The sequence below is a fragment of the Sphingobacterium sp. IITKGP-BTPF85 genome, from assembly GCF_001006065.1.
GTDB classification, from domain to species: Bacteria; Bacteroidota; Bacteroidia; order Sphingobacteriales; family Sphingobacteriaceae; genus Sphingobacterium; species Sphingobacterium anhuiense.
Genome location: NZ_ASZT02000249.1, coordinates 1 through 3,325, shown reverse-complemented (window position 1 = coordinate 3,325; position 3,325 = coordinate 1). Strand labels below are relative to the sequence as shown.

The window sequence follows — 3,325 nt, the reverse complement described above, 5'->3', positions numbered from 1 at the left end:
ACGGGGAATTAGCTCAGCTGGCTAGAGCACCTGCCTTGCACGCAGGGGGTCATCGGTTCGACTCCGATATTCTCCACATCCTTAGACGTGGGACACAGGATAAGAGACATTAGACACTTTATAGTTTCTGATATCTCAGATCTGATATCTCCGATCTAAAAGAAGAGTTCTTTGACATATTGAAAGAAAAAAATTACAAGAGAAGACAACAGTAGAGACAATACTGTGATGTGCTCGATGTATTATGAAGACCCTCGGTCAAGGCCGAACGGATTAATGCGTAGCATCACGGTTATATATCAAAAGCAACCCATAGTAGCAAAAGGGCTATGAGGTGAAGAAAGTAAATAAGGGCACACGGGGGATGCCTAGGCTCTCAGAGGCGATGAAGGACGTGATAAGCTGCGATAAGCTTCGGGGATTAGCAAATGTGAGTTTGATCCGAAGATTTCCGAATGGGGCAACCTAGCATACTGAAGGTATGTTGTAAAATACGCGAACGCGCTGAACTGAAACATCTAAGTAGGCGTAGGAGAAGAAAATAATAATGATTTCCCAAGTAGTGGCGAGCGAACGGGAAAGAGCCCAAACCAATAATGTTACGGCATTGTTGGGGTTGTAGGGCTGCGATATGGCATTAGCAAACAGAAGTGGAATGGGATGGGAAGCCCAGCGATACACGGTGATAGCCCGGTACACGTATAGAATGCTAGCCTAGCAGTACCCTGAGTACCGCGGGGTCGGAGACGCCTGTGGGAATCTGTCAGCACCATCTGATAAGGCTAAATACTCCTGAGAGACCGATAGTGAACTAGTACCGTGAGGGAAAGGTGAAAAGAACCTCGAACAGAGGAGTGAAAAGAACCTGAAACCGTGTGCTTACAAGCGGTCGGAGCTGCCAGGTGCAGTGACGGCGTGCCTTTTGCATAATGAGCTACGAGTTACTCTTGTCTGGCAAGGTTAAGTGGTTCAGCCACGCAGCCGAAGCGAAAGCGAGTCTTAATAGGGCGCATAGTCAGATGAGGTAGACGCGAAACCTTGTGATCTACCCTTGGGCAGGTTGAAGTTGCAGTAACATGTAATGGAGGACCGAACCGATAAACGTTGAAAAGTTTCCGGATGACCTGAGGGTAGGGGTGAAAGGCTAATCAAACTGGGAAATAGCTCGTACTCCCCGAAATGTTTTTAGGAACAGCGTCGGCATGGAGTCTTATAGAGGTAGAGCTACCGATTGGGTGCGGGGGAGTCAAATCCTACCAAATCCAGACGAACTCCGAATGCTATAAGATATGGCCGGCAGTGAGGCTTTGGGTGCTAAGGTCCAAGGCCGAGAGGGAAAGAACCCAGACCATCAGCTAAGGTCCCTAAATATACGCTAAGTTGAACTAACGAGGTCCGACTGCACAGACAGCTAGGATGTTGGCTTGGAAGCAGCCATTCATTTAAAGAGTGCGTAACAGCTCACTAGTCGAGCGGTCGGGCGTGGATAATAAACGGGCATCAAGTGTATTACCGAAGCTATGGATTCATGCATTTAGTGCATGTCTGGTAGGGGAGCATTCTATTTACGGAGAAGCGGTCTGGTAATGGGCCGTGGAGTTGATAGAAAAGCAAATGTAGGCATAAGTAACGATAAGGCGGGTGAGAAACCCGCCCACCGAAAGACTAAGGTTTCCTGATCAACGCTAATCGGATCAGGGTTAGTCGGGGCCTAAGGCGCATCCGAAGGGAGTAAGCCGATGGACAACTGGTTAATATTCCAGTACTTTTTATAACTGCGATGTGGTGACGGAGTAGTGACACTGCCGCGGACTGACGGAATAGTTCGTTAAAAGGCGTAGGTATAGGGACGGTAGGCAAATCCGCCGACCCTGCTGAAACCCAATAGTACAGCAAAGCTTCGGCGGCGCTGATAGAGCAGGTAAACAGACTTCCAAGAAAACCCGCTAAGCTTCAGGTTATAAAAACCCGTACCGTAAACCGACACAGGTAGTCGAGGAGAGAATCCTAAGGTGCTCGAGTGAATCATGGCTAAGGAACTCGGCAAAATGGCCCTGTAACTTCGGGAGAAGGGGCGCTTCCTCCAGCAATGGAGAAGCCGCAGTGAAAAGGCCCAGGCGACTGTTTAACAAAAACATATGGCTTTGCAAAATCGAAAGATGAAGTATAAGGCCTGACACCTGCCCGGTGCTGGAAGGTTAAGAGGGGATGTCATCGCAAGAGAAGCATTGAATCGAAGCCCCAGTAAACGGCGGCCGTAACTATAACGGTCCTAAGGTAGCGAAATTCCTTGTCGGGTAAGTTCCGACCTGCACGAATGGTGTAACGATCTGGCGCTGTCTCAGCCATGAGCTCGGTGAAATTGTGGTATCGGTGAAGACGCCGATTACCCGCAACGGGACGGAAAGACCCCATGCACCTTCACTATAGCTTAACATTGAAATTGGGTACAGGATGTGTAGGATAGGCGGGAGATGTTGAAGTGGCTTCGCAGGAGTCATGGAATCAACCTTGAAATACCGCCCTTTCTGTATTCGGTTTCTAACTCGATCATGTCGAGGACATTGTTTGGTGGGTAGTTTGACTGGGGTGGTCGCCTCCAAAAAGGTAACGGAGGCTTTCAAAGGTAAGCTCAGTACGCTTGGTAACCGTACGAGGAGTGCAATGGCATAAGCTTGCTTGACTGTGAGACCAACAAGTCGAACAGGGTCGAAAGACGGACATAGTGATCCGGTGGTTCTGTATGGAAGGGCCATCGCTCAAAGGATAAAAGGTACGCTGGGGATAACAGGCTGATCTCCCCAAGAGCTCATATCGACGGGGAGGTTTGGCACCTCGATGTCGGCTCGTCACATCCTGGGGCTGGAGAAGGTCCCAAGGGTTGGGCTGTTCGCCCATTAAAGTGGCACGCGAGCTGGGTTCAGAACGTCGCGAGACAGTTCGGTCCCTATCTGTTGTGGGCGTTGGAAGTTTGAGTGGATCTGTCCTTAGTACGAGAGGACCGGGATGGACTGACCGCTGGTAAACCAGTTATGCCGCCAGGTGTACGGCTGGGTAGCTACGTCGGGAATAGATAAGCGCTGAAAGCATCTAAGTGCGAAACTAGCCACGAGATGAGACTTCCTTATAGGGCCGTAGTAGACTACTACGTTGATAGGTTGCAGGTGTAAAGGTAGAAATACCATAGCTGAGCAATACTAATCACCCGAAGCTTTCTCAAGCAACGCAGACACTGTTGTCTTCCTCTTTTAGTTTTTCTTTCAATTGTCTATAGATATGCTTTTTATAAAAGCATATATCACATAAAAACATTTTAGGTGCCTAT

1 tRNA gene and 1 rRNA gene are annotated in these 3,325 nt (G+C 48.9%); both read left to right on the top strand.

The features are described 5' to 3' along the window. The first annotated feature begins 2 nt into the window (after positions 1–2). Positions 3–76, top strand: a tRNA-Ala gene (locus tag L950_RS24640). A gap of 261 nt (positions 77–337) precedes the next feature. Further along, positions 338–3,220, top strand: a 23S ribosomal RNA gene (locus L950_RS24635). Positions 3,221–3,325: the final 105 nt, after the last annotated feature.